Below are 24,254 nucleotides of genomic sequence, written 5' to 3'. Positions count from 1 at the left end.
GTCTGCTGATCCGCTGGGAGAAGCGCCCGCGTTCCTATCAGACCTTGTTGTGCTTGGCTTGTGCGCTCATTTGCTTTCAACAATGTGATCGCGTTTCCTCCTTGTAGGTTTTCGGATAAGTTCTCACGGGTGGAGGGGCATTGCCATTCCGCCCCAAAGCCCCACCAGTGCAGGCGGGAAGATCAGAGCCAGTGCGAGAGCGTCGTGGCCCTCCACCCGTGAAGGGTGGCTCCTACGGATGGCTCCTCTCGCCTTCATTCCTCTTCATGAAGCGGGGTGGTAGTGCACCCAAAAAACGTTTGCAAGCACGCCAGGATCCGTAGAAGCCACCCTTCACGGGTAATACTTCTGACTTAAGAAAAAAGGGGGGGGAATGGGGAGAAAAAAGCATCAAGAATGTCCTTTCTGACATACTAAAAAAAACTCCATGTGAAGAAAGGACGTTCTTGATGCTTAGCTTACGTCAGTTGCACGAAAATGACAAGGTCTGTGAACACATGAATCTCACTTTTTTTCTACGACGGCAAACCTGATCGGCAAAGGCACTCTTCCAACGAGGCAAGATAGGTCTGTGGATCACGGCGAAAGCGGAGTTGGCGACGACGACCCTCGTGACGATAGTCAAGAGCCTGGCGAAGCGCCTGCCAGGCGGTGATATTGGAAGGGCGGAGGTCCGCAGCCGAAATGGACAAGATGCGGCTGGCTCCTGCAGCAACAACGCGTACTGAGCCACGAACGATCAGGGTCGGTGACGCCCGTTTCCGTCCGGTGGCGCGCCGCTCGGCATGCCGGGCAGTGCCAAAGAACTGTTCCAGGTCATTGTTGGTGCAAGGCAAATCGTTCACCTGATAGCACGCAAACAAACCATCCCAATAGCTGGCCGTGACTTTCTGGAAGTGCGTGACCGCAGGAGCCAGGGCTCCAAGTCGATCTTGCTGTTGAGTCATGGTGGACAAGAGCTGTTGATATTCCTGCTTCAGCGTGTCCACATCGTGCTGGTTGGCATTAGCCAGCAGGTGAGCTGCTTGATGCACCCACGCATACGCTTGCTCGATGGCTGGCCAGAGGTTTTCTGTCGCTGTCAATCCTGCTTGCATGAGCCGTTGAAGACGGCTAAGCTCGTCAGGAAGCTTCCTTTTTTGTTCAATGCGAACGATGGAGCCAGAAATATCTTGAAGGCGTTTTTTGAGCTTCAACCCATCGGCATCGAGCGGTGGTTGTCCATCATCCGTGAGTGCGCTCCTGACCGCCAGACAATAGCCGCGTACCGCCTCAGCCTCCTCATCCGTTCGTCTCTCTAATGACCGCTCGATCGGACGCACCCCACGCACGTGTTTTTTGAGTTCCTTCTTGGCATGGCGGTCAGCATCGGCGATGGGTTTGGCGGCCTCACGCAAGTAGTGAAAATGGCAAAGCTGGTGGGGAATGTCTGGCAGTGCGCTCGCCACCGCGTTGCGGATGGAACGTTGCCCATCAGTAATCACTCCTTTGATCGGGATCTCCAATATTCGACACAGATTGGCAACCTCTTCCAAGAGCGGCACTAAATCCTTTTCTGTCGCTCCGAGCAAGCTCCGCGCCACCAATACTTCTCCCGAACAGCAGTCGCGCAGCACCCACAATACCTCGTGCCCCACATCCGGCTGCAATCCATCAAGGGCTAAGATCACCTGCTTCTGGCCTTTGAGCCGCTCACGCAACCGCTTTCCGTCCGCCAGATGGAGCGCTAGCAGTTCTTCATACCGATAGAGTTGATCGGTGACGGTTCGTTGGGCCACCACGAGACCTCTGTCAAGCAACTCCTGGTGGATCTGCGGAATACTGCGTTGCTGTTGATAACGCAATGTCCCGACCAGGGCAACCACATCCAAGCCAAATTCTCCGTGGGGCAGTGCCCATCCACCTTCTTCCTCTGGTCGCGTTGGCCGGTGGAAGCGCGGGCAGGCTGTGTTTCGGCACCGGTACACTTTGAGCGTGAGACGCGTGACCCCCTGTAAGGTCGTCACCGTCCGGTGGCTGTGATGGCCCATACGCATTCGACTACCACACTTCTGACAGGTGATTTGAAGCGGGGAGAGTGTCACACATCGAACTGGAGGTGGACGGCTTTGCTTTCTTGCCACGGAGAACCTCCTACTGGATCATGTCAGAAGTCACAGCCAAGACAACTTTGTAGTATCTTGTTCACGCATGTCCTGGACTCGTCACTGGATTGTTTTTCGTGTCATACTTCTCTTGTCTCGGAGCGAGAAAAAACATGGCACCAGAGCGTTGATGCCATGCGAAAGCGTGAGAAGGAGTCTCTGTCTTGTCTATGATGCTTCCAGAGCACATTCCGCTTTACAATATATGTGTCCCTTCATGTGCGAACAATTGATGGATTAACCTCAACATGCTACCCCTCTCCTCAATTGGGGCAAGATCACATGGCGCATCTCACAGGGGAAACGCGAGCGGAATGGCAACGTGTGTTTCCTGGCTTGTGCTCACTCTGCACGTCGTAGAGACCATGACCGTTTCTTGTATGAACAACCAATTGAGGCAAACCTTCCTCACTCTTGACTCAGCGAGAGGAGATGGGCGGCCAGTTTGTCTGGCGCGGCAAAGAAGGGGAGATGTCCCGTCTCAAGCGAGAAGACCCGCTGGCATGGCGTCGCTGTGTACATCTGCTTCTGTGCTGCAGGAGATACCACCCGGTCTTGCAGCGTCTGGATGTACACGCGCGGTACTCGTCCAAACCGTTGCGTGCTCACGCTTACGGGAGTGACAAGCGGTGCCAACGGCTCATCACGGTACTTGATCTTTGCACGAGACACGTCCTCATCTGGGCAATCGGCGAACAATGCCTCCTTCAACCCCTCCTCTCGAATGCCGAGCGTCCCTTGAGGCTCATTGACGACGAAGTAGGTGCCAAGCTTGGCCTCACGATCTGATCCTGCGATCTGAGAGAGGGACTCGCTCTCACGAAGTAGATAGGCACTCAAGTAGACGAGGGTCTGAATGCGCTCCGGATGCCGCTCCGCTACCTGTGATGCCACGACGCCTCCCATACTGTGGGCGACAATGATCACTGGCTCGGGCTGCTGCTCAAGCATCTGCGCCACCTGGTCAGTATAGCTTTGAAGCGAAGCAGACGAGACGGGAGACGAATCCTCGCCGTGGGCAGGGAGATCAAAAGTGACAATGCGATGGCCCGCTTGCTTGAGCAGTGGCGTCAGCTTCGACCAGCACCACCCACCAAGCCAGGCACCGTGAATTAAGACATAGGTATTCATCGTTCTTTTCCTCTTTTCTAGGGAAGTCCTTCAAGCTTTGCAATGGTTTCCTCACACCACACGAGTTGTGCTCGTCCCATATGTAAGCCATAGCTGAGAGCGAGGAGCCGATATGGACGCCCTTGGGGCACTTTCTGTTCCAATGCGACAACAGATGCTTGCCGATCGAGATCCTCAAGGGACGTGAGCATGTTTTGGAGCGCCTCGCGCCAGAACCTCATCTGTTCTATCGTGATGGAGAGAGGCACCTGATCTGCGAAGAACATCTTGAGCAGATGTTCATTGCGTGGAGTCTCGTGAAACACTGTCGGTTCGTTGAGCCAGCGGCGCAACTCCGCCCTTCCCTGCTCAGTCAACGTGTAGAGATGTCGATCTGGCCGCCCCTCTTGTTTCTCCTGAGAGCTGACGACCAGCCCTTCCTGCTCCAACTGTTTCAGCGTCGGGTAGATCCAGGCATAGTTTTCGTTCCAGAAGTAGTTCATGCTTTTCTCGGTGAATTTTTTGAGATCATATCCTGACATGGGTGCAATCGTCAGCATACCCAGGATGGCATAACGGCTCTTGTTCTCCGATCTCTTCATGCTTGTTCGCATTCCCCTTCTCAATGTATAAGTCTTGTATATACAAGACTTTAATATGAAAAGAGAAAAAAGTCAAGAGTTTCGTGGAGGCCGATGAGCGTGTGAGGCTCGACGGTATGCTCATACAAATGGAGGGTTGAGAGCTCTTTCAACGCTTTTCTTGTTCGTATGGGAAAGGCAGAACTCTCCTATCACCGTGAAATGCATGCTGCTAGTGCTTTTACGATTTTTATGGCATCAAAGAGGGAATAATTCATCTCACAATCGTCCATTTCATTCTGACATATACACCCTTCTACCATCTATCAGCTGGTAAATTAACTGAAGGGTGGACCGACTTTGCACGGAAAGGTGGGAATTTGACGTGAAGGATGGGAATCAGCGTTTCACCTCCAGGCCATGCCGCTTCTAATGCGGCTTCTTCTATTGGCATTTTGTAAATTGGGCCAGTGTCAGTGCATGGTGTTTGGTAACCTAAGCGAAGGGGGTGCCCCCTTCGCTTAGGTTACCAAACACCAATGAGAGATCTGCCTTTAGTGACGCACAAGCCTTTTAAATGCTGGATGGTTTAAGCACCGTGAGTTGGAAAGCGCCTCCATGGTCGTGGGCATATTGGACTGCTTGATTTACCTGCTCAAGCGAAAATGTGGAGACGGAGAATGGTTCAAGGTTGAGCAGGCCACTGTTAATCAACTCAACTAGCAGCGAGGGCGCATGCCTTGGACACATCCATTGGCCGCGAATCACCAGGTTGTTGCGCATCACGTAGTTATAAGGTATATCCAGATCGGCTTGCACACCTCCCATCAAGACGGCTGTTCCTCCGGGGCGCACAGTCATAATGGCACGGCGGGTTGGTGCGGAATCGTGGATGGGTCCCAGGATATCCAGCAGGCAATCGATTGGACCTTCAGCCGCTTCCATAAAGCGTTTGCGGTTCATCGCTTCATCTTCAGATAAAGAATAGGCCGAATACGTGATGGAAGAACCTTCAGTAGCTTCTCTAAAGCGATTACTACCAGTCGCTTCATCTGCAGAAAGTAGCACAGGACGGACACGTGAACCGAATTGGTGTACGAGCGTGTTAAGAGCTTGCTCATTGCGCCCAGATGCAACGACGCGAGCCGCGCCCATAGCCAAAGCAACGGCGACAGCGGCACTACCGAAGTGACCGGTTGCTCCATTGACCATAATAACCTGTCCAGGCTGGAGGCCCGCAGCTAAGAACCCACCGTAGGAGACTAGCAGCGTATTCAGCCAGACAAGTTTGGCGGGATCAATGGAACGCACATGTTCAAGAGAGAAGGCATTCTCAAGGGGTAAGAGCATTTTTTCAGCAAACGAACTATTCCTGAAGTGTGCCTGGAGTTTCTGTGGTCCCTCGCCAGGAGCGACCCATCCTTGCAGCATGATATCTGGGGAAAGAGCATCATCACGTGACCGCACGGTGGGATCGCAGAAGACGAGCTGACCAGGTTTAAGTCGAGTAGCGTCGGGACCCGTTTTTTCTACAATACCGACAGCTCCACAGCCGGGAGCGAGCGGAAGCAATAAGGGATAGTGTCTTTGCCCAGTAAAGACTTCCTGTGCATAGGCCAGGACTGGAGCAGCTAGCACACGAACAAGTACTTCGCCTGCACCCGGCACTGGTTCAGGAATATCTTCAATGGTAAGAGGTTGACCGATGGTTTTGAGAATTGCGGCTTTCATATACTATGTCCTTTCTGTATTTGCAACTTGACATTGCTGCTCTTATGCGAGCATGCTAATTCTGGTAGTAGCATGCCACAGGTTCTGAGGCTATACCAGAGCGTGCTAATACTGGTATTGGCACCACCAGGGAAAGGAGCGCAGCATGACAAATAACAACGAGCAACGTGGAGAACTGGCAACCTTCTTACGCACGCGCAGGGCCAGGCTGTCACCAACAGATGTGGGATTGCCACGCACAGCACGCCGCAAGACGGTGGGATTGAGACGAGAAGAAGTGGCACAACTTGCCGGTGTCGGGGTCACCTGGTATACTTGGCTGGAACAGGGGAGAGAGATCAATGTCTCCGTCCAGGTCCTCGATAGTCTGGCACGAACCTTACGGCTTTCTGCGGAGGAGAAAGCACATCTGTTTCTTCTAGCAGGTCAAGTACCACCTCAGCATCCTGCGCCTCAGCAGGAACATGCCAGTCCTTTCTTGCAGAAGTTTCTTGAGCACCAGGGAAGCAGCCCAGCCTATATTATGGGCCGGAGATGGGATATCCTGGCCTGGAATCGTGCGGCGTGCCAGGTTATCACAAACTTTGCAGCCCTGCCAATAGAAGAGCGCAATATTGTGCGTTTAATCTTCACCCATGAGGAATTTCGTCACCGTTTCGTGGATTGGGAAGCAATGGCGCAACGGATTCTGGCACAGTTCCGAGCGAGTAGCAGCCAATATCGCGATGATGAACAGTTGGGTGCACTGATTACGGATCTGCAGCATTGCAGTCCAGAATTTGCGTGCTGGTGGCCGCGTCATGAGGTGCAAGGGAGACAAGATGGACAGAAGGAACTTCTTCATCCGCAAGCAGGTTTGCTTGCACTCGACCATAGTACTTTTCAGATCGATGGTTCTCCAGGGTTGAAAATGGTGGTCTATCTTCCAGTAAACGAGGAAACTGCCAAGAAACTCGAACAGCTATATAAACAGGAAGAAGCTGCAGGAGAAGTGACACACTAAGGATGTAAATTTTGAGATGAAACTGGTGAAATTTTGCTCATTTTCTGTTGATCAGCGGCCTTCACAACAACAAGAAGACCGCTGAAACGAGGATAGAGGAAGCAACTCATCCACAGAACAATTGCCAAAGTTCCACCAGTTTCATCTCAAAATTTACAGCTTACCAGGCACTGAACACTGGCCCAATTTACAAAATGCCAATAGAAGAAGCCGCATTAGAAGCGGCATGGCCTGGAGATGAAACGCTGATTCCCATCCTTCACGTCAAATTCCCACCTTTCCGTGCAAAATCGGCCCACCCTTCAGTTAATTTACCATCAGCTTCAGATCAGGCTTGCCGCTCTAGTTTTTTTGAAACCTTTTACCCTCGCTTGATTGTCTCGGAGATCTTGACGGCCTGCCAGCAGCAGAAAGCGCTCAACACCCCCGCCAAAAAAACACGCGTGCGGGGCTGTACGCCAGAAGCGATGATGCTCTTTCAGCTCAGTTGTTCCTTGTGGCGACGGCGCTCTCAAGAGCAGGTCTGGCAAGAAATCAGTTCGGAATTGACCGAGTTGCATCCACGCCTGCCTGACACCCGTCTTTGCAGTGCCGCTTTGAGTCGGCAACGCGAACGCCTGGGATCCGAACCGTTTCGCCAGCTCATTGAACGCTGTTGTCAGCCCCTTTGCGATCAGCAGACACCGGGCGCTTTTTATCATCATCTGCGCGTCATGGCGGTGGATGGCACCTTCTTTGATGCGCCCGATACCCCGGAAAACGCGCGTGCCTTTGGCCGGGCTCGCAACCAGTATGGTCAGGGAGCCTATCCTCAGGCGCGTGCGGTGCTGCTGATGGAAGTGGGAAGTCGAGCGATCATGAATGTCTCTCTGGGGAACTTCCATCGCTCCGAGATGCATGGCGTGGTGGATCTTCTCCCCTCTCTTCGCCCTGGTATGCTGCTGCTGGGGGATCGAGGGATCTTCAGTCTCTTTGTCGCCGAGCGTGTGAGCCAGCTGGGAGCCGATATCCTCTTCCGCATCAAAAAAAACCAGCTCCTGACGATCGAAAAGCGGTGCTCGGATGGCAGTTATCTTACCACGGTGTCCCCCTCAAGTTCATCGCACTATCGCGCCAGCGAGCCTCAAACGTTGCGCGTGATTGAGTACCAGGTCAGCGATGCGCGTTGTGGAAAACCAGGAGAAATCTTCCGGCTGGTCACCAGTCTGCTTGATGAAACGCTCTATCCCATGCAGGAATTGATTGCGCTCTATCGGCAACGTTGGGGCATTGAGCTCATGATTCGCGAACAAAAAGTGACCCTGCAGGAACAAAAGAGAGTGGTACGCTCGCGCAAGCCCGATGGGGTCAAGCAAGAGCTGTATGCCCTCTTTCTCACCCACTATGCCGTGCGAGGATGGATGAAGGAAGCAGCCAGCTTGATCCAGGAGGATCCTCGTCGGATCAGTTGCAGCAATGCCATTGAGCAGGTGCGCCGAGGGGTGAGACGAAGCATGATCTATGCGCCAGAGAACCAAGAACACCTTCACACACGCATGGTTTTTCACATCAGCCAGGAGGGCGTACGGCAGGAGAAGATGCGCATGAATTATCGGGAGGTCAAACGAGTGCATAGCAAATACAAACCCAAGAAGCGAGAGCGAAAGGCACCCAGAGCATTTGAAAAAGAGGAGACGTATCTGTCCTTTGTGGAAACCGTGATTCGAGAGCAAGCAGAACTCGACAAGGAAAAGCCGTCAGGAAAACCGGCGAGAGAAGCCATCCCCAAACACTCGGCGATGGCTTAAGTCAGAAGTATTACCCGTGAAGGGTGGCTCCTACGGATGCATCGGCGTTCCCCATGCTCCCTCTTTCCATTCATTTGTTGGAGTAGGTGGGTTGACAACATGCTTCTACCAGAGAGCGCTGGAGATGCAGGTCGGTTACGGGGTGCGAGATGGTCGTGTAATTCCCCCGTAGAACGGGGGCCGCTACGTTGGGTCGAGGCATAGGTTGGGCCTGGTGTTCTGTCCTGCTTGTGAGCTTTGAAATGCATTGCTGTTATACGTAAGCAGGTAGCTATTTTTCTACAGATATGATAGAGTGAACACAGCATTTAGTGTATTCTGTTGTGCATGATACTATGGCGTATTCTATGCTATTTTTTGCTAGTATAGAGGCGATTAAATCTATATATTGTAGAGGATAGCTATGCATGCGTTTGTGATTGGAGGGTCTGATAGGTACGTATGGCTGAATTGGTTTGGCGGGGGAAATTACGACCTTTATTGCATGCGCCGTCGTTGCCGTTGCAAACACGGGAATGGTATCGACCAGATGAGCGCTCTTCCCGACCACATTCTTCCCAGGAGTGGCACAATCGCTTGATTCTGGGGGATCGCTCTGAGGTGCTGCGGGCCCTGCTCCCGGAGTTTGCGGACGGCGTCCAGTTGATCTATGTAGATCCTCCTTTTATGACGGGCCGGACATTTCGCGTCGGGGCACAGGATGCGTCCGCTACCAGCATTGCCTATCGCGATATCTGGCAGAATGATCTGGATGGCTATTTACAATGGCTGTATGAGACATTCTACTATCTCTATCATTTGCTGGCCCCGGATGGTTGCCTGTATGTCCATCTGGATTGGCGGGCGACTCACTATGCGCGGGTGATGTTGGATGAGCTTTTTCAGTCTCCGGCACGAGGTGGGGGTCTGAAGAATGAAATTATCTGGCATTATCAGTCGGGTGGGAGGACGCAGCGGGCGTTTGCGCGTAAGCATGATACCTTGCTACTCTACGCGAAATCCTCTGACTATACCTTTCATGGTGAGCGTGTGGGCCTGCGGCGCGGCAAGGAGAAGCGGAACCATATGCGCAAGGAGGTGGATGAGAATGGGCAGACTAGCTGGACGATTCGTTCGGCTGGGAAGCTGTATCGCTATTCTGAAGATATGACAATGGGACTGGATGATGTATGGAGTGACATCAGTCATTTGCACCAGAAAGATCCCGAACGGACCGGCTATGCGACGCAGAAGCCCGCCGCCTTACTGGAACGTATCATTTTGGCCTCGTCGGAGGAAAATGATCTGGTGCTGGACTGTTGCTGCGGGAGTGGAGTGACCCCCGGCGTCTCCGAGCAGTTGGGACGCCGCTGGCTAGCCTGTGATCAGAGCGAGGTCGCTATTTCTGTCACGCTGGCTCGACTGCTGCGACAAAATCGGCGCAACGTTTTTGCCCTCCAGAGCGTTAAGATGATAGAGTGAAAGCGCTTGCAATGGATGCAAGTGCAGTCATGTGGCACTCAGAGGGCCAACGAGGGCAGCGCTTTAGATGTACCGCACATAATGGCTATGAAAAAGAACTTGCGCGGGAGATTCGCTTGCGCGCAAGAGATAGGCGAAACCAACATGTTAGAATTACTCGAACAGCTATTTCGTCAGGTCCGAGCCTATACCCAGGCCGAGCGCTATGATCGTAAGCAGGTCTATGCCCGTTCCTCCAAGCATACGACGATGCAGTTTGATCGCGATGCTGAGGATCTCATTATTTCGGGTCTTGTTGAAAGTGGCCTGGGATTTGAAATTATCACTGAAGAACGCCCCACCTTTGCTACCTCTGAGCATCCCCTGTATCGGATTGTGGTGGACCCCATTGATGGCTCGACAAATGTTGAGCGTGGTGTGATGACGGCAGCGGTTGCCCTGGCCGTCCTGCCCATCGACGCGCCCGTGACACCAGAACATGTCCAGTGGGCCCTTGTCGGTGAGCTGTTCACCGGCATTGTCTATGAGGCCCAGAAGGGCGGCGGCGCGTTCCGCAATGGACGCCGCTGTCAGGTCAGTACGACCACGGCACTCAAAGATTGTGTGGCGGGCCTGAATCTGGATGGACACAACGGGGATACCCTGCGCTCGCTGCTCACCGGCAATCCACGCCTGGGCATCGTGCGCCGTACTGGCAGCTCCGCCATCGATAGTGTCTATGTCGCCAGCGGCACCTATGATGCCTACATCGATATTGGGGATGAAATTACCGGAGAGTCCTTTCTCGCCTCTGCCAGCATCGTGCTAGAAGCCGGTGGACTGGTTACCGATCATGAAGGCAAGCCCCTGCGCCCTATTCTGAACCTGAATGATCGCTTCTCGCTGGTCCTGGCTGGCAACAAAAAGCTGCATCAGGACATCATCGCACGCATCCAAAAAGGTGGCTAAAAGACCGTCAGAAGAGAATAGATTGATATGTATATAGATAGCTCGGGGCTTTGTACACCCAGGCAGGGGCTGTACACCAGATCCAACCAATGTGTGAGAGCGCGCAGCGCCCCCTTGGATCATATAACCATCAAAAGTAGCGGCCCCCCTTCATGGGCAATAGCGCTTAACCCCCGAGAAGCATGAAGGAGGAAGTGTAGGTGCGTGCCGAGGTCGCAACCGAGGTGCGCTTTCCTCATCATCGTACGATCCGCTCGCCCGTAGGCACATGGGTACCCCAACCGAGGTGCGAGGGGAGAAGAGAGAGCGTTGGAGGGAGATGGAGATACGTGAACAGGCAAGCGCACCTCGGTTGCGACCTCGGCACGCACCTACATCGTTCCCCAACTCTCTGTCCCATGCCCGGGCTCCACCGTGAAGGGTGCCCGCTACGGAGGATTGTGTCGCCGCCGCAGGCGGCAAAAAAGAGTACTAATAATGGCGAATTTGCTCGCTCTGGCGTATACTAAGAGACAAGTAGTAGCACATACCGCTCTTTGAGCCAGGACTGCTCAACAAGCTGATAACTTTCTAGAAGCGAAAAAGGAGTTCTTCCATGCATGATCTACGAGGTGTCTTTACAACAGCGAAACGGCCTGACGGGATGCTCTGCCTGCTGTGTAGTCTGACACTTTGTCTGCTGCTGAGCGCTTGCCAGTTACCCGGTCAAACGTCGGCTCCCACCTCATCGTCCCAACAACCGCAGGCGAGCAGTACCAGCGCCGCTCCGGCCATCAGCGACAGCCTGAAAAGTCAGGGCAGTATGGAGTTGCAGACGTTCCAGCAGTGGATTACGCAGATCAAAACATATGAAGGACAGACGGATTCCTATCAGCAGCAATATCTCAGCGATCAGCATGCGCTGCAAACGGCCCGTACCGTCAGCAGTTATCAGAGCGCCCTGGCCCAGACGCGTGCCCACGTAACCGCTATCCAACTGCCAGCCGCTAAAGTCGAGGAGAGCAGGTTACAGCAGCAATTGCAGCAACAGGTCTCCGACTGGGAAAACAAGCATCCCCATCACGACAGCTATAACAATATCACCTATAAAATGGGCTTTGAATACGACAATCAGACTGGCATTGGCACCTGGATCAACGATGATTTATCCGCCGCCAAAACCCTGGCCGACTATCAACAAATCATCGAAAATACCAACATGTACCTGACTAACTTCAAAGCCTATGTCGCCAACAGCAGCGACACCACGCCCTCTAATCAGGTCCATCAGACTGACCTGCAACTGCTCACCACCTATCATAAGATGGATCGCGAGGTCCTGGTGGTATCCCTGGCCGAGCAAACTATGCGCGTCTACAACCAGGGCAAGCTCACCAAAACCTTCCAGGTTACCACCGGGCAACCTGATAAACCGACCCCGCCGGGAAGCTGGTGGGTCGAAAGCCGTCAAACGCACATCGTCTTCAAATCCAGTGATCCTAAAGGATCGCGCTACTGGTATCCCGACACGCCCATCAACTACGGCATGCAATATCACAGCAACGGCTACTACGTCCACGATAGCTGGTGGCGAGCCGAATATGGACCCAACACCCAATTTCCCCATCAAGACGTCACGGGAGATACCGCCGCCGATCTGGGTTCACACGGCTGCGTCAACATGTCCACCAACGACGCCAAATGGATCTACGACCACGTCCAACTCTTCACCGGCATCATCATCTATTAGCCGTATAATGGAGCAGGGATGCGGACACTGGCAGAGGCATAGGGGCAAGATGATCGTGCGTTTTTGTCCATTACAACCAATATGAAACATGAAGAGAGGAAGATTGGTTTTCAGGCGGGCGTGTAGGCGGTGATCCAGTCGATCTGGATATAGCCAGCGGTGGAGGCGGCGGGACAGGTTGGCAGGCAGGATTCGGTCTGGATGACCCAGTGCATCGGGCCATTGGGTATGCGGGTGGTGGATGTGCCAATGGATTGTCCGTCGAGAATGAAGTTGACGCTATTGGGGGTCCATTCGATACTGGTGGTGTGCCAGGATTGGTCGTTGGCACTCGTTGTATAGGTATCCTGGTCGTTACCGCTACTCGCGCCGAGATGATGCATAAAGGCATTGATCGTGCCGTCAAGACCATTCTCAGGAAAGTCGATCTCGCCATGGCTGGGCCAGATATTGTCGTCAGGCCACAGGAGCCAGGCCGTTTTGAAGCCTGGGAGGTTATCGGCACGGAAACGGATCGTATATTTCCCGTACAGATGATTTCCTTGCAACTTCGGGAGGAACGCGGCAGCCATTGGCGTGCCATTCTCAGTGTGTAAATAGAGATCAAGCAGGCCATTGCTGACGCTGGCAACCTTCGAGGGATAATAGCGCGAGGGCGCGCCTTGCTGACCGGCGGTATCAGGGGTGCCATCGGCATAAGTCGTGAATTCATTGCCATAGATACTGCCAGGGAAGCTACCCGCTGGAACATTCGTATTGAAGTCCTCAGCAAAAATTTGTCGCCAGCCCGCGAGATCCCCGTTCGGTATCGCCTGACCGGATGGATCTGCTGTTGCTGTATTTCCAGCACTCGCTGTCCCGGCAGTCGAGCCCCCGGTGGTTGCCGTTGGCTGTGCCGCAGTGCCAGCCTGGTTTTTTCCGGTCTGCGCGGGCTTTGAGGTATTCCCCGATGGGAGTTGATGTGGAGAGATTTGCAGGGCGTTGACGGATTTAGAGCTGACGGACGTGGAACTGATAATCGCTCTTTGTGTGAGCCCGCTATTGCCTGTCGGCGCTGGACCACTGGTCATTGCATTGAAAGAAAGCAAGCGTGGTGTCACAATAGAAGCAATAATGCAGGCTACTATCGTGACCAATGCAACAAAGATGCGCCAGATTTTGCGGCGCGTCCAATTTCCAAAACCCAAATGCTGCATTACGGCAATTATCCCCTTACGCTTCTCCTTTGTACGCGCCAGAGCAACTGGCACCAATTGAGAACCGAATTCTTTTTCTTTTTTTAGAAACCAACCTGCTTCTTAATCAAGAATATTCGATATCACCCTCATTTGACAAGAAAAAAGGACTTGTGTCGGCTCTGCCCTTCTCAATCTGATCATCAAGAACGCCAACCCTGCACAGCATATAAAATAATGATGGAATTGAAATCCATTTCGCGATTGTTCATAGGATGGTGTGAGGGATGTGTTATAATTGTGACAATTGTTTTCGCAAAAAATGAATAACGTCATTCAGGGAGTCACTAGTGTATCGGGATATTGATAGGTATGGTCGCAAGCAGCAGCAACAACAAAGCCAATCTTCGGTAAGATCTGGCTCTATTGGCCTGTGTTTTGCTCCCTGAACAAATCCCTGCAGTATTGTTGTGAGCGTCAGATCTTCCGATGAGGATCTGGCGCTTTTTGTATGTCTGGCGCGATGTGAGCGCTTTAAGAGGAAGGATTGTATGGTATGGCTGTCAGTTTCTGGTTGCGCGGTCTGTTGATCGGTCTGTCAGTGGCGGCGGTGGTGGGTCCGATGAGTGTGTTGTGTATCCAGCGAACATTGCGGCGCGGCTTCCGCTATGGATTGTTGTCCGGCCTGGGCGTGGCCTGTGCTGATGCGTTGTATGGCTCGGTCGCTGCCTTTGGCCTATCAATGATCGGTACATTGATCATTGATCAGCAAGCCTGGATTCGCCTTATTGGTGGACTCTTTTTGCTCTATCTGGGTGGCAAAACACTGCTGGCTCGTCCGGCTGAGCATGCGGCCAGCGTCGCAGTGAAGACGGCTAATCTGGTGGGAGCCTATCTCTCGACGTTGCTGCTGACGCTGACAAATCCTTTGACGATCCTTTCGTTTGCGGCTATTTTTGCCGGATTCGGCGTTGGTAGTGGTAAGAGCAATGTGTGGACGGCTTTGCTGGTGGTCGGTGGCGTCTTTTCGGGTTCGGCGTGCTGGTGGCTTATCCTGACGGGTGCGGTCAGCCTGTTGCGAGGACGTTTTACGGCGCGCTGGCTGCTCTGGATTCACCGCATTTCCGGCGCCGTGATTGCGCTCTTTGGTCTCTTTATCCTGTTCAGTTTCCTTCTCCTGTAGTATCGTGGCGCGGCAGGCTGCTGTCAATGGATGTGTTATGAACCCTATTTAAAAGGAAAGGAATTTATGGCTGGCTCGCGAATACATCGGCCTTGACACTTGTTAACAGATGCTCTCTCTATATGATATAATAGATATATTCCTATTCAGGAATAACGCAGCGGCAGGCAACACCCGATGAAGCCCCATGTTTGCACCGCAGCTACGAGGAATGGCATCTTCTTTCAGCGCTGAAAATGTTCCTCTCCTGGCAGTACGCGACTACGCTATTCGGTCGCGATGTGCCCTACTCCTTATCCTTTTATAAATGGATGGCCTGAGAATATACCTATCTTCTTTATTTTACTTTATTGCGCTTGAGGAATAATTATTTCTATGCAAGATGCTGTAAGATCTTTAACTAGCAGTGTGCGCTATTATATGCGTACTGCCTTTCAGCTTGATAAAGCTTCGATTACCGGCGGCATTCGGATGACTCTGATTACGGTACTGCCGATTATTGTGGGTGCCTTTCTGAAACGTGCGGACCTGGGCGTGATGGTTTTTATGGGCGGATTATACGCGATATTGGCCGATGTGGGTGGTCTGTATCGCACACGCGCCTTTGCGATGGGCATTGCGACGCTCGGTATTTCGCTGGCGGCCTTTGTGGCGACGTTGATCGGTGGGAGTGTCTGGCTGGCGGTGCCTCTGATGTTGCTGTGTGCCTTTGGCTGTGGGATGCTGGGCGTTTTCGGTAATGTGGGCTCCAAGGTTGGTTTTGTGGTGGTGGGCATCTTTATTATCGTGATGGGATCGCCTGCGTCTTTGCTGCTGGCCGGTGAACGATTGGGATCTTTTGTGCTGGGTGGTGCCTGGGCGATGTTGTTGACCCTCTGGCTCTGGCCCTGGCAGCCGCTTCAGCCGGTACAGGATGCTTTATCCGCCTATTATCAGGCGGTGAGCGAGTTTATCGGGCATTCCTGTCGTCCCGATCAGGGGCCGCGCAAGAGCGGTGTGCAGTGGAATCAACTGGTACAGAGCGAGCGGGCCGGTGTCCATGCCGCCCAGAACACCGCGCATGAAGTCATGCTCATGTTCCGCTCGAAGCGTGAGGAATCCAGTGCGCAGGGTCGCCTGTTCCTCCTGCTGACCCTGAGCGCTGACCGCCTGTTTGATGCCGCGATTGCCCTGGCTGAGAGTACAGAGGTTGCCCTGAGCACTATCGATAGCCATACTGAGAAGCAGGAAATCTCGGCCTTGTTGAATGCCCCGGTTCAGCAGATTGCTTTGATACTGAAGCGGCTGGCTGCTCAAATCGAGCGCGGTACGGCCCTGCATGAGATGGTCTGGCATGAGGATTTGCAGCGCCTGGATACGCTAGAGGAGCAGTTGCGTGAGGCTTTACCACATCTGCTGCCGGATTATGCGGCGCTGGCTCGCTTGCGCAATGTGTTGCGCTTACTCAAACATGTCCGAGCAGAGATGGAGACGGCCTTTGGCTACGCCCGGCGCCTGTATACAGGCCGTAGTTTTGAATCTTCTCAGGTGCAAAAGGGACGTAGCTCATGGCCCTGGCTGCATACGCTACGGAGCCGCGTCAATGAGCGCCTGAGCCTGCTGGTGGATAATCTGACGCCACGCTCTTTGATCTTTCGTCATGCGCTGCGTCTGGCGGTTGCGACCACGCTGGCGGTCGCCTGCTATATCCCTTTGCGCATCCCCAACGGCTACTGGATACCCCTGACCATCCTCTTTATCCTCAAGCCGGATTATGGCGGCACACGTCTGCGCGCCAGTCAGCGTGTCCTGGGAACGATGCTGGGTGGGCTTGCCGCGACCTTGCTGGTCGCCACCGTCCATAATGAGATCCTTGTGATCGCATTGCTCTTCCTGATTGCCTTTTTCACCTTCGCCCATCTCTCTGGTGACTATGGTATTTTCGTCGTCTTCCTGACCCTCTTCGTGGTCCTGATGCTTGATTTTAGCGCCCACGATGGCTGGGGAATTGCTCTGATCCGTATCGCCAATACAGGTATTGGGGGGCTGATCGCGATCCTCTTCGGCTATCTCTTCTGGCCGCAGTGGGAACTGGAGCGTATGCCCGCGCAACTGGCCCGCACCATCACCGCCAATCGAGAATATTTCCATTGTGTGATGGCTGTCTATCTAGGCGAGACTCATGCGTGGGACGCAGTTCATCAGGCGAGCAGGTGCGCGCATCTGGAAAATGCCAACACGAGCGCATCCTTCCAGCGCCTCTTGAGTGAGCCGAAAAACAAACAGGGAGCGGTAGAGCGCTTCTATGCCCTGGTGACCTATAACCAGCACTTCAGTGATCGTATCACCGCGCTGGCCCAGCATATTCGCACCCTTGACAGGCAGCAACAGGCGCTACCGGGCCTGACCGCCTTTGTCCAGCAGACCGAAGAAATCTTACGCGATCTGGAGGCCGCCGTCTCCACCGGACGACATCTCAGCGAAGTAGAGACGCTCGATCAAGGCTTGACGCACGTCCAATCCGTCCTGAAGACACTACTGGAGCAGTGCTACAGTGATTTTGCGACGCGCCAGCAACAGCAGCCTGATACAAGCAGCCAGGAAGCGGTCAATGCCGCCTCATTCGTCGAAGCGCAACTGGACCGCCTCACCAACGACGTTATCGGCATGACCCAACTTCCAGTCTCCTGATAGTAGCAGCCACCCGTGAAGGGAAATACCGCTCAAGCTCAAATAACGAGAATCATGATGGAGAAGTGTAGGTGCGTGCCGAGGTCGCAACCGAGGTGCGCTTTCCCGTTCACGTATGACAATCACGCCCCAACGGGCTGGCATGAAGGGATGAGAGCCTCCGGGAGAGCATTCTCATACGAGGAAGAGGAAAGCGCACCTCGGCTGCGGCCTTGGCACGCACCTACATCACGCCCCAACGGGCTGGCATGAAGGGATGAGAGCCTCCGGGAGAGCATTCTCATACGAGGAAGAGGAAAGCGCACCTCGGCTGCGGCCTTGGCACGCACCTACATCACGCCCCAACGGGCTGGCATGAAGGGATGAGAGCCTCCGGGAGAGCATTCTCATACGAGGAAGAGGAAAGCGCACCTCGGCTGCGGCCTTGGCACGCACCTACATCACGCCCCAACGGGCTGGCATGAAGGGATGAGAGCCTCCGGGAGAGCATTCTCATACGAGGAAGAGGAAAGCGCACCTCGGCTGCGGCCTTGGCACGCACCTACATCACTGCCCCAACGGGCTGGCATGAAGGGATGAGAGCCTCCGGGAGAGCATTCTCATACGAGGAAGAGGAAAGCGCACCTCGGCTGCGGCCTTGGCACGCACCTACATCACGCCCCGAGGCTCTGTCGCATGCCGGGGCACCATTATTGGGCAATACTGGATTATGCGGTCTGCTCGGGTTCGTCGACGGCGGAGGTGATTTCAACGATTGCTTCGACGTCGGCGGCCTTGAGATTCAGAGGTTCTTGCGGCTCATCGATCTCAACCAGTAGCAGGGCATCATAGCGTGAGCCATGCTGGGTCAACTCAAATTGAATAACTTTGATGACAATATAGCCGGGGCTACCGGGAACCTCTTTGCCAATCAGATCGTTGGCACGCGCAGCTACCTCCATCACTGATGGAACGTGTTCTAAGCCGACAAGACGTGTATCCATAAACAGAAAATCCTCCTCTTGCAAAAGTTGTCCTTATCTCTGAATACGTGCCCCGCCCTCTGAATGGATACGTTCGCCACGCCTACCACGTCAGGGATTGCCTATATACCCTGCAAACGCTTCTGCTCTGCGACAGCTTGCAGGGCCTGTGTCACCTGAGCAATCGCGGTTTTGCCAATATCGAGAACCCCCGCAAAGCTAAAGAATCCATGGATCGCGCCCGGATATCTCGTCAAGGTGACACGCCCACAGGCTTGTTGGAGACGGTCGGCATATGCTTCCCCTTCGTCACGCAGCGGATCGCATTCAGCCGTGAGGATCAGTGCTGGGGGAAGGTGAGCTACATCCCTGGCTTTGAGTGGAGAGATCCAGGGATGGCTCCGATCCTTATCGCCATAGGTGAGGTCCAAATCCCGTTTCACCTCCGCCTGATTGAGCACCACGCCATCGTATTCCTGCCAGGAACGAGTCTCAAAGTTCGCATATCCGGAGGTACTTGGATTGATCAGGATCTGCAAGGCAATGCCTGGCCCGTTCCGATCTCTGGCCATGATGGTGGTAGCAGTCGCGAGCAAGCCTCCAGCGCTATCGCCGCCAATGGCCAGGAGGCTGGCATCAGCATTGATTTCTGAGGCATGAGTAGCCACCCATTGTGTTACGGCGTAGGCATCTTCCCAGGCGGCAGGAAATGGATGTTCAGGCGCAAGGCGATAGTCCACAGAGACAATCAGCCAGCCAGAGCGGTTAGAAAGCTGGCGTAATGGGCGATCGATGGTATTCAGATCACCGATCGTGCAGCCTCCTCCATGCAAATAGACAAGGACTGGCAAATCCGTCGTGTCACGTGGCTGATAGATGCGAACAGGGAGAGGGCCACCAGGGCCAGGAAGCGTCCGTTGAACAATACGCAAGACTGGCTCCGGCTCGCCTGCCAGAGGATCAAGTCGGTGAAAACTGAGACGACTGGCCGCAATCTGTTCAGGTATGGTGAGCGGATGAGCTGGCTGTGGCTGCTTCGCCGCATCCGCTGCCCATTGGCGAAGCAGCGCCCTCGCCTGTGGATCGAGTTGATGATGCATAGGTTCCTCCAAAAGAGCGAATGCTCTGTAACTGGGAACAGTGTACCAGCAGAAAAAGAATATGTACACCGTTTTTCAAAAGTGATGTGGTAAACTACTTTCAAAAAACAAGGAGAAATTGCATTACCTTGTCTACAACTGTAGGACTATAGATACACTGTCCGCCTGCTTGTACACTCAATCTTAATTTGTTGTCCTGGTAAGATCACTGCCTGCAAGCTGGCCCAGGAAGTGCAGCACGAGGCGATTGAATTCTTCTGGCTTTTCCATACTGACCATGTGCGCAACCCCTGATATCAGCACCTGTTGTGCTCCTGAAATAGCGGAGGCAAGCTCATCCACAAGGGCGAGCCTGGCGGGAATATCCAGGTCTCCAACCATGAGCAATGTTGGGACATGTATCTCGTTGAGCCTGAGTATCGCTGGTGGTGTGAGGGGGATCCCTTCGGCCTCCTCTGGCATAGGAATGTTGAACGCATGCATTTGCATCTGGTGCACGCGCTCCCTGACTGCAGGCGCTACCTGTTCGGGTGTGCGCTGAGGACCATCGACCCACATACGTAGATTAAGCTCGGTCGCTCCTGCTAGATCGCCCTTCTCCAGATAGGCATTCTCCTCATCACTGAATTGCAACTCGCTCTCTGAAGGCTTCTGACCGCTGACACTGGGCGCAACGAGAATCAAGCTTGCAACCAATTCTGGATAGGCGAGAGAAAAATCGAGCGCGACCAGACCACCAAATGAAATGCCCAATACATGCGCTTTTTCCACGTGAAGATGCCTGAGCAGATTGGCTGCATCCGCGTGATTGGAGATAGGACCTGCGGGCACTTCTGTCGCTCCATAGCCGCGCAAATCATAACGGATGACGCGATACTGTTCGGCAAAAACAGCGACTTGCTCATCCCACATCCTGCTATCAGCGATACCGGCATGGATCAAGAGGAGGGGATAGCCTGTTCCTGCGGTTTCATAGTATAAGCGTGCTCCCTCATGGCCGAGGAAGCCAGTTTCTTTCTGTTCTGTTTTCACAAAAATCTCCAGCAAATTGTACAGATATGTATCTGTATTGAACACACGAGCATCTATTCTTTTTTAGAAGAAAGACGAGAAGAACCTGCAAATCTGGAGAGTGAAACACGCACAGCCAGCGGGCAAACGATTTGTTATGAATATATGCTTTGCAGATATGCGGTTATCTGCGGATCTATCCAAGAAGTGCCAGGGTTCTGTTATTGAGGCAGATAGATGCTGTTAAGAAAGGTTGCCTCACATGATAGAACTATGTTATCCATGGATTCCTCCTTTCTGTTCTGTGCTAGACGACGACGATCAGTACCCGATGAGTATAACACGCAACTTGCGCGAAGTAAATAAGAAGAAAGATAAGGCTCTCTATCCTTCCGGGGGATTGAGGGAGGGGAAGTTTGCGATGGCAGGCATGCCGGGGGGCATGCCTGCCATCGCGCTCCGCTTTCACGCTAAAGGATGTAGACCTGGATTTACCCCTCCCAGCGTAACTGAAGGAGACACATTACCCAGGAGCGAAAATCTGGGCAATGTGCCAGATTGGATGAATACCAGGCCTGTTCAAAGAGCTCATGCAGGCCTGGATACATCCCTCGCAGTGTCTGACGCACTGCTCTTAAGCGCTGTGTCATCTCTTCGCGTGCTCCTGGATGTTTGAATTGAAAAAGAGACTCGCCATCAGTCAATGCACGGATCAGTGGATTCCACCAGGTCAGCATTTCCACGAGCAAAATCGCACCTGCAAAACGGTCCCCCAGATGATAGCTTTGCCCCTGTACGCCAAGGCGTGGATGTTGATATCCGTACCATCCCTTGCTCGGTTGTGCTACTGGTGGCATCCCTTGCATATACAAGCCTTCAAGATCTATCAATTCGACATGCTTATAGTTCAAAATTATGACATTATCTCCAGCAATATCTGTGTGAGCCAGGCCATTTGTCTCCAGGCTCCATAAAACATATGCCATTGTGAGCGCTAATTCTTTTGCCTGCTCAATGGAATACTGCGAGCAGAGATCTCCGTCATCCATAAAGCCTGCCCACGTTCTGCCTGACTGCCAGGGCATCAGAATGGCATATTCCAGGCCTGGATGTGTTGCAATCAATTCTGGAAATACTGTTTTCAGCAGACAAACGCGCTTCGCTGCCAACAAACCGGGAAGATGTCCAAAGGAATTTTGTCTGGCTACCTTTTGCTCAATGGATGGATCAACCGCCCCCGGATTTGGGACTTTTAAAGCCCAGAGGGTTTTATCGGCTTCTTTTTGTAGCTGATATGTCGTTGTATTCATACGCACAATTTTATTGACTTCATCTGGGAGTACCGGGTGTGGTAAGAAACGATAGGTATCTCTTTTGATGATAAGTTTTGTTTGCATATCCGGGCAAAATATATTCATGATTTTCGATTTTTCTTTATCTCGTTATGCTAACAGGTCATTCCAGCATAATTTAAGCAATGTCATATCATCGTTTCTGGGCTGTTGTAATAAGGACTGTATGCGTACTTTTATCTCTTCATCGTCCAGATAGATCAGGTCTGGTCCAATTGCGTCAAGTCCATCGGTGTGGATGATCAATGGATCAGGCCGATGCAGGGTGCTGGTGCGAACTGTAATCTTTCCCTGGCCGCCTTGTTTTGTCGACCAGCGGTTTGTATCTTCGCCGTGATCCCCTAGCTCCCGATACTGATTCTGCCCGCTGAAGGAATAGCCCGTCACGTTTCCCATCCAGCAAAAGAGCGCTGGCATATATTGTGGCGTCGCAGTTGTCGGGGCATAATCGATACGACCGGCGAGGAACACGGTTCCGCTGCCATAGAGATCGCGCTGCTCATTGATGATCTCGCATTCCCAGGAAGATAGCTCGGCAGGGAGCCTCAAATGAGAAAGCGTACTCTGTGCACTCTCAGCCCAGAGAGAGAAGCTCGAACGCAGCGAGGGAAGCAAAATCAGAGGATCTTGCGGGATGTGCGGTAATATCTGTAACCATTTGACCAGGCGACGGGCCAGATAGCGTGCAGCAAAATGCCCCTGATAGGAACTACCTACGCCATCGCAAACGCAAAAGTAGAGCGATGCTGTACGCCATGAAATTACGAGCCTGACGAAGTCTTGATTGGGAGATCCTTCCAATTGAGATTCAAGGCAGCGTGTTGAAAGGCAACGAATAGATAGCATAGACTCAAACGTAGTGTGTATGAAGGTGTCTGTGCGGAGGGCGGTTTCGATCACTGAAAAATCATTCGTATGGTTGGCATGCTGCACTGTAGATACTCCTCTTCCAAAAATATAGCGAAGCGAATTTATAGCTGCGTTGCAGAGGAAGCGGCGATGGCTAAACGCATCAGTTCAGTTTGTGTGCCGGGGAAGAAGAGGGCCGCACCTTTCTGAAGCTGGTAGCCAGCAGATCGATTGATGCTTTGGCGGTAAGTTTCAGGTAAAGGTGACGATAGAGAGAATAAGAGCCTGGCATAATTATCAGCAATATCCTTTGCTCTATGTACACCTTCCCATTGTTGCCAGTTCGTCACCGGTTTACGCAGCAGTTTTGTCGTCATAAGCACATTTTCTACCAGTATCGGGCCATCATCAACGCGCATTTTCTGAATGCGTTGCACAATGGGTGCTGGATCCTGGGTGGTGCGCAATGCGTCCGTAAGATGACAAACGAGTGGAGCAGGGCTACCCTGATAGGTCTCCAGGTGCTGGTGTAGAAGATCTTCTACGGTGCTAAAGCCAGCCGCCGTATCTGTATCTTCTCCGCCTGCTACCAGTTCGGGTGGGCCACCAACACGCATTAACTCCGGGAGGGTGCGAATGCCTTGCAGAATGTCAAGAACAGTTGTGCTATAGGCGAATATGGCAATATGATAGCGTGGCTGCACCTTATTATCTCGCATGGAACGTAAAACCATCGCTTTGATCCCTTCGCGCAATGTTGCATTGACCAGATCGATTTTGCTCGTCGTTGACCTGGGCTCACAAGGGTCATTCATAGACGCACTTGCATCTATGAGGTATATCACCAGAGCAGGTGTAAGCCTCGTTGCTGGTTGTAGATACTGTTCCATAATTTCTCAACGCACTCCTCTTCATCGAACTTCTAAAATGAGCAAAAAATGTATGTTTTTTTTCGGGCAAAGGAAGCTATACACTACTGTCCCAAAAACGCTCTAGCACTTTTTGAACAGTATTGTAACAGTAATCATACAGACGGGCAAGAGATTATCAGGGTTTGCCAATTCTCAGGTGCAGGAACCGTATTTCATGAAGAGGAATGAAGGCGAGAGGAGCCATCAGTAGGAACCACCCTTCACGGGTGGAGGGCCACGACCCTCTCGCACTGGCTCTCCTTCCCGCCTGCTCAGGTGGGGCTTTGGGGCGGAATGGCAATGCCCCTCCACCCGTGAAGGGTGGCTCCTACTGATGCATCGGCGTTCCCCATGCTCCCTCTTTCCATTCATTTGTTGGAGTAGGTGCCGAGGCACGCACCTACACTTCCTTTCATGATGGATTTGTATCACTTTGTCGTTTGCACCTCAGCCTATAGAGAGGTACTCATCAGGTCCAAAGATACCAGTCAATACAGGACTGGTCGCGATTATGTAGACAAATCCTCAGTTTCTCTCCATAATTGAG

18 protein-coding genes are annotated in these 24,254 nt (G+C 52.9%); 7 read left to right on the top strand and 11 right to left on the bottom strand.

Translation table 11 applies throughout. The annotated features are described in order from the left end of the window. Positions 1-515 precede the first annotated feature (515 nt). The 4 genes from F1593_RS17970 to F1593_RS17955 form a co-directional block, all read right to left on the bottom strand. Positions 516-2,036, bottom strand: coding sequence for a transposase (locus F1593_RS17970; RefSeq protein WP_149402947.1), 1,521 nt, complete (start codon positions 2,034-2,036; stop codon positions 516-518). Between the two features lie 516 nt (positions 2,037-2,552). Further along, positions 2,553-3,275: an alpha/beta fold hydrolase gene (locus F1593_RS17965; protein WP_149402945.1), complete on the bottom strand. Its 723-nt coding sequence runs from the start codon at positions 3,273-3,275 to the stop codon at positions 2,553-2,555. A 17-nt stretch (positions 3,276-3,292) separates the two neighbouring features. After that, positions 3,293-3,856, bottom strand: coding sequence for a PadR family transcriptional regulator (locus F1593_RS17960; protein WP_149402944.1), 564 nt, complete (start codon positions 3,854-3,856; stop codon positions 3,293-3,295). 552 nt (positions 3,857-4,408) lie between these two features. Then, positions 4,409-5,566, bottom strand: a complete 1,158-nt coding sequence (locus F1593_RS17955; RefSeq protein WP_149402943.1) for a quinone oxidoreductase family protein — start codon at positions 5,564-5,566, stop codon at positions 4,409-4,411. A gap of 145 nt (positions 5,567-5,711) precedes the next feature. Between F1593_RS17955 and F1593_RS17950 the strand changes: the two genes are divergently transcribed. The 5 genes from F1593_RS17950 (at position 5,712) to F1593_RS17930 (ending at position 12,494) form a co-directional block, all read left to right on the top strand. Then, complete coding sequence (locus F1593_RS17950) at positions 5,712-6,569, top strand: helix-turn-helix transcriptional regulator (protein WP_149402942.1); 858 nt, start codon at positions 5,712-5,714, stop codon at positions 6,567-6,569. Positions 6,570-6,763: 194 nt separating this feature from the next. Further along, positions 6,764-8,356, top strand: a complete 1,593-nt coding sequence (locus F1593_RS17945; protein WP_149402941.1) for an IS4 family transposase — start codon at positions 6,764-6,766, stop codon at positions 8,354-8,356. Between the two features lie 441 nt (positions 8,357-8,797). Further along, positions 8,798-9,817: a DNA methyltransferase gene (locus F1593_RS17940; protein WP_149402940.1), complete on the top strand. Its 1,020-nt coding sequence runs from the start codon at positions 8,798-8,800 to the stop codon at positions 9,815-9,817. A 144-nt stretch (positions 9,818-9,961) separates the two neighbouring features. Then, positions 9,962-10,765 carry an inositol monophosphatase family protein gene (locus F1593_RS17935; RefSeq protein ID WP_172632217.1) on the top strand — a complete coding sequence of 268 codons (804 nt, stop codon included), beginning with the start codon at positions 9,962-9,964 and terminating at the stop codon, positions 10,763-10,765. A 595-nt stretch (positions 10,766-11,360) separates the two neighbouring features. Then, complete coding sequence (locus F1593_RS17930; RefSeq protein WP_149402938.1) at positions 11,361-12,494, top strand: L,D-transpeptidase; 1,134 nt, start codon at positions 11,361-11,363, stop codon at positions 12,492-12,494. A gap of 110 nt (positions 12,495-12,604) precedes the next feature. Here the strand turns inward: F1593_RS17930 and F1593_RS17925 are convergent, their stop codons facing one another. After that, the gene (locus F1593_RS17925; protein ID WP_216368906.1) at positions 12,605-13,690 is read right to left on the bottom strand and encodes a glycoside hydrolase family 16 protein; all 1,086 of its coding nucleotides are present in this window, start codon (positions 13,688-13,690) and stop codon (positions 12,605-12,607) included. A 535-nt stretch (positions 13,691-14,225) separates the two neighbouring features. Between F1593_RS17925 and F1593_RS17920 the strand changes: the two genes are divergently transcribed. Both F1593_RS17920 and F1593_RS17915 read left to right on the top strand, forming a co-directional pair. Further along, entirely contained in the window at positions 14,226-14,852 is a 627-nt protein-coding gene (locus F1593_RS17920) for a LysE family translocator (RefSeq protein WP_149402937.1), read from the top strand. 375 nt (positions 14,853-15,227) lie between these two features. Beyond that, positions 15,228-17,522 carry an FUSC family protein gene (locus F1593_RS17915; protein WP_149402936.1) on the top strand — a complete coding sequence of 765 codons (2,295 nt, stop codon included), beginning with the start codon at positions 15,228-15,230 and terminating at the stop codon, positions 17,520-17,522. A 707-nt stretch (positions 17,523-18,229) separates the two neighbouring features. On the opposite strand, the gene F1593_RS17910 is transcribed toward F1593_RS17915, so the two are convergent. The 6 genes from F1593_RS17910 to F1593_RS17885 all read right to left on the bottom strand — a co-directional run bounded on the left by F1593_RS17910 (position 18,230) and on the right by F1593_RS17885 (position 23,611). Beyond that, positions 18,230-18,505: a hypothetical protein gene (locus F1593_RS17910; protein ID WP_149402935.1), complete on the bottom strand. Its 276-nt coding sequence runs from the start codon at positions 18,503-18,505 to the stop codon at positions 18,230-18,232. A gap of 101 nt (positions 18,506-18,606) precedes the next feature. Further along, positions 18,607-19,584, bottom strand: coding sequence for an alpha/beta hydrolase (locus tag F1593_RS17905; RefSeq protein ID WP_149402934.1), 978 nt, complete (start codon positions 19,582-19,584; stop codon positions 18,607-18,609). Positions 19,585-19,767: 183 nt separating this feature from the next. Beyond that, positions 19,768-20,616, bottom strand: a complete 849-nt coding sequence (locus tag F1593_RS17900; protein ID WP_149402933.1) for an alpha/beta fold hydrolase — start codon at positions 20,614-20,616, stop codon at positions 19,768-19,770. Between the two features lie 470 nt (positions 20,617-21,086). Further along, entirely contained in the window at positions 21,087-22,013 is a 927-nt protein-coding gene (locus tag F1593_RS17895) for a hypothetical protein (protein WP_149402932.1), read from the bottom strand. 24 nt (positions 22,014-22,037) lie between these two features. Beyond that, on the bottom strand, positions 22,038-22,880 hold the full coding sequence (locus tag F1593_RS17890) for a protein phosphatase 2C domain-containing protein (RefSeq protein WP_149402931.1): 843 nt from the start codon (positions 22,878-22,880) through the stop codon (positions 22,038-22,040). A 38-nt stretch (positions 22,881-22,918) separates the two neighbouring features. Then, the gene (locus F1593_RS17885) at positions 22,919-23,611 is read right to left on the bottom strand and encodes a hypothetical protein (protein WP_149402930.1); all 693 of its coding nucleotides are present in this window, start codon (positions 23,609-23,611) and stop codon (positions 22,919-22,921) included. Positions 23,612-24,254 lie beyond the last annotated feature (643 nt).

This window comes from Dictyobacter arantiisoli (assembly GCF_008326305.1).
GTDB lineage: Bacteria > Chloroflexota > Ktedonobacteria > Ktedonobacterales > Ktedonobacteraceae > Dictyobacter > Dictyobacter arantiisoli.
The sequence above is the reverse complement of the archived record's forward strand: the minus strand, read 5'-3'. Positions and strand labels throughout refer to the sequence as shown.

What these genes read in the sequence shown, in the direction of transcription:
- F1593_RS17970 (WP_149402947.1), bottom strand. Translation starts at nt 2,036, where the DNA reads ATGCGTATGGGCCATCACAGCCACCGGACGGTGACGACCTTACAGGGG.
- F1593_RS17965 (WP_149402945.1), bottom strand. Translation starts at nt 3,275, where the DNA reads ATGAATACCTATGTCTTAATTCACGGTGCCTGGCTTGGTGGGTGGTGC.
- F1593_RS17960 (WP_149402944.1), bottom strand. Translation starts at nt 3,856, where the DNA reads ATGAAGAGATCGGAGAACAAGAGCCGTTATGCCATCCTGGGTATGCTG.
- F1593_RS17955 (WP_149402943.1), bottom strand. Translation starts at nt 5,566, where the DNA reads ATGAAAGCCGCAATTCTCAAAACCATCGGTCAACCTCTTACCATTGAA.
- F1593_RS17950 (WP_149402942.1), top strand. Translation starts at nt 5,712, where the DNA reads ATGACAAATAACAACGAGCAACGTGGAGAACTGGCAACCTTCTTACGC.
- F1593_RS17945 (WP_149402941.1), top strand. Translation starts at nt 6,764, where the DNA reads ATGCCAATAGAAGAAGCCGCATTAGAAGCGGCATGGCCTGGAGATGAA.
- F1593_RS17940 (WP_149402940.1), top strand. Translation starts at nt 8,798, where the DNA reads ATGGCTGAATTGGTTTGGCGGGGGAAATTACGACCTTTATTGCATGCG.
- F1593_RS17935 (WP_172632217.1), top strand. Translation starts at nt 9,962, where the DNA reads ATGTTAGAATTACTCGAACAGCTATTTCGTCAGGTCCGAGCCTATACC.
- F1593_RS17930 (WP_149402938.1), top strand. Translation starts at nt 11,361, where the DNA reads ATGCATGATCTACGAGGTGTCTTTACAACAGCGAAACGGCCTGACGGG.
- F1593_RS17925 (WP_216368906.1), bottom strand. Translation starts at nt 13,690, where the DNA reads ATGCAGCATTTGGGTTTTGGAAATTGGACGCGCCGCAAAATCTGGCGC.
- F1593_RS17920 (WP_149402937.1), top strand. Translation starts at nt 14,226, where the DNA reads ATGGCTGTCAGTTTCTGGTTGCGCGGTCTGTTGATCGGTCTGTCAGTG.
- F1593_RS17915 (WP_149402936.1), top strand. Translation starts at nt 15,228, where the DNA reads ATGCAAGATGCTGTAAGATCTTTAACTAGCAGTGTGCGCTATTATATG.
- F1593_RS17910 (WP_149402935.1), bottom strand. Translation starts at nt 18,505, where the DNA reads ATGGATACACGTCTTGTCGGCTTAGAACACGTTCCATCAGTGATGGAG.
- F1593_RS17905 (WP_149402934.1), bottom strand. Translation starts at nt 19,584, where the DNA reads ATGCATCATCAACTCGATCCACAGGCGAGGGCGCTGCTTCGCCAATGG.
- F1593_RS17895 (WP_149402932.1), bottom strand. Translation starts at nt 22,013, where the DNA reads ATGAATATATTTTGCCCGGATATGCAAACAAAACTTATCATCAAAAGA.
- F1593_RS17885 (WP_149402930.1), bottom strand. Translation starts at nt 23,611, where the DNA reads ATGAATGACCCTTGTGAGCCCAGGTCAACGACGAGCAAAATCGATCTG.